1 protein-coding gene is annotated in these 1,709 nt (G+C 64.0%); it reads right to left on the bottom strand.

Annotated features, from left to right (window positions below; genetic code table 11):
• Positions 1 to 77: 77 nt before the first annotated feature.
• On the bottom strand, positions 78 to 1,493 hold the full coding sequence (gene cycA, locus ACO6VM_RS20445; RefSeq protein WP_422403728.1) for a D-serine/D-alanine/glycine transporter: 1,416 nt from the start codon (positions 1,491 to 1,493) through the stop codon (positions 78 to 80).
• Between the last annotated feature and the right edge of the window lie 216 nt (positions 1,494 to 1,709).

The following is a 1,709-nucleotide window of genomic DNA, read 5'->3' as shown; positions in this document are numbered from 1 at the left end:
TTGAGTGGCAACCCCTCCCCCCCGCTAACCCAACAAGGGGGGTGGGGGGTTGTCCTCCCCCCGCGATGGGTTCAGGATCAGCTGTTCGACGCCCCACGCACCGCCGCACGCGGCTGGCGCTTGCTGCGCACAAACTGATAGGTCACCGCCAGCAGCACAAACCAGATCGGCGTCACTACCAGCGCCTGGCGGGTATCGTCACGCAGGCTCAGCAGCACCAGGATGCCGGCGAAGAACACCAGGCACACGTAGCACATGAAGCGCCCGCCGGGCATCTTGTAGTTCGAGGCTTCATGCAGCGCCGCACGGTTCTTGCGGTAGCTCAGGTACGACAGCAGGATCAGCGTCCAGACGAACATGAACAGCACCGCCGACACCGTGGTCACCAGGGTGAACGCCTCGACCACGTCGGGCACCAGGTAGATCAGCACCGCGCCCAGCAGCAGACAGGCGCAGGAGAAGTACAGGCCGTTGGCCGGCACCGCACGGCGCGAGAGTTTTTCGAAGGCCTTGGGCGCATCGCCTTCCTGGGCCAGGCCGAACAACATGCGGCTGGTGGAGAACACCCCGCTGTTGGCCGACGAGGCCGCCGAGGTGAGCACCACGAAGTTGATGATGCTCGCCGCCGCCGGCAGGCCGGCCAGCATGAACAGCTCAACGAACGGGCTCTTGCCCGGCACCACGTCGCGCCATGGCGTGACCGCCATGATCGCCACCAGCGCCAGCACGTAGAACACGATGATGCGGATCGGGATCGAGTTGATTGCCCGGGGCAGGGTGCGCTCGGGGTTTTTCGCTTCAGCGGCAGTGGTGCCCACCAGCTCGATGCCGACGAAGGCGAACACGGCAATCTGGAAGCCGGCGAAGAAGCCCATCAGGCCGTGGGGGAACATGCCGCCGTCGTTCCACAGGTTGGCCAGGCTCGCGGTGTCGCCGCCGGGCGACTGGAAGCCGGTGATGACCATGTACAGGCCGGTGACCACCAGGCCGAGGATGGCGACGATCTTGATCAGGGCGAACCAGAACTCCATCTCGCCGAACAGCTTCACCGTCACCAGGTTCAGCGACAGCAACAGTGCCACGCAGCTGAGCGCGGGGATCCACTGCGGCATGTCGGGGAACCAGAACTGGGTATAGGCGGCGATCGCCACCACGTCGGCGATGCCGGTGACCACCCAGCAGAACCAGTAGGTCCAGCCGGTGAAGTAGCCGGCCCAGGGGCCGAGCAGGTCGGCGGAGAAGTCGATGAACGATTTGTAGTTGAGGTTCGACAGCAGCAGTTCGCCCATGGCGCGCATGACGAAGAACAGCATGAAGCCGATGATCATGTAGACGAAGATGATCGACGGGCCGGCCAGGCTGATGGTCTTGCCCGAGCCCATGAACAGGCCGGTGCCGATGGCACCGCCAATGGCGATGAGCTGGATGTGGCGGTTGGTCAGGTTGCGTTGCAGGTGCTGGTCTTCAGCAGGGGTGGAGGAGGTCCGGGTCATAGGCTGCATTCCATTGAGGGTCAGTCTTCTTGTCAGAGGTAGCCGGGTAGGCTAACACGCCCGTTCCAGATGGGGGGCGCGACAGATCGACACGATTTTGGCGATGCAGCCTGGTGCTCGGCATGATCGGAATCAATGGTTGCCCGTGCCGGCCTCTTCGCGGGGCAGGCCCACCACCCCAAACCAACAACAAAAGAGGAGGGGGGAGGAGGGTTG

Origin of the sequence: Pseudomonas sp. GZD-209 (assembly GCF_049310485.1) — a bacterium.
GTDB classification, from domain to species: domain Bacteria; phylum Pseudomonadota; class Gammaproteobacteria; order Pseudomonadales; family Pseudomonadaceae; genus Aquipseudomonas; species Aquipseudomonas sichuanensis.
The sequence above is the reverse complement of the archived record's forward strand: the minus strand, read 5'-3'. Positions and strand labels throughout refer to the sequence as shown.